We start from the raw sequence: 318 nt of genomic DNA, 5'->3' as shown, positions 1-318 counted from the left end.
GACAGTACGTCTTCCTGCGTCCCAATTGGGAAACCGCCGATACCTTCATAGCGGCCTTTAACCAGCAGCAGGCGGTCGTTTTCGATTTCAAGATTAACCGTCACGTCCGGCTTCGTCAGCTTCACGCGCGCGGATTCAATATGCTGGTTCAGTCCACCGCCAACATAACGTTCCACCTCAATGGAGCTAAACTCATGCTTACCACGACGCTTAACGCGTACGCAGAAGGTTTTACCTTCCAGTTGGTCGCGATACTGTACCAGCGCTTTCTCGAAAATATCGTGCATATCGGTAAACGGCACGTCTTCTACTTCGATA

1 protein-coding gene is annotated in these 318 nt (G+C 50.9%); it reads right to left on the bottom strand.

Annotated elements, in window-relative coordinates; genetic code table 11:
• On the bottom strand, positions 1-318 hold a 318-nt coding region (locus FDX22_RS27315; protein ID WP_255433093.1), incomplete at both ends, for a THUMP domain-containing protein.

This window comes from Citrobacter sp. TBCS-14, assembly GCF_005280805.1.
Classification (GTDB): domain Bacteria; phylum Pseudomonadota; class Gammaproteobacteria; order Enterobacterales; family Enterobacteriaceae; genus Citrobacter; species Citrobacter gillenii.
This window is presented reverse-complemented; position numbering and strand designations above follow the sequence as displayed.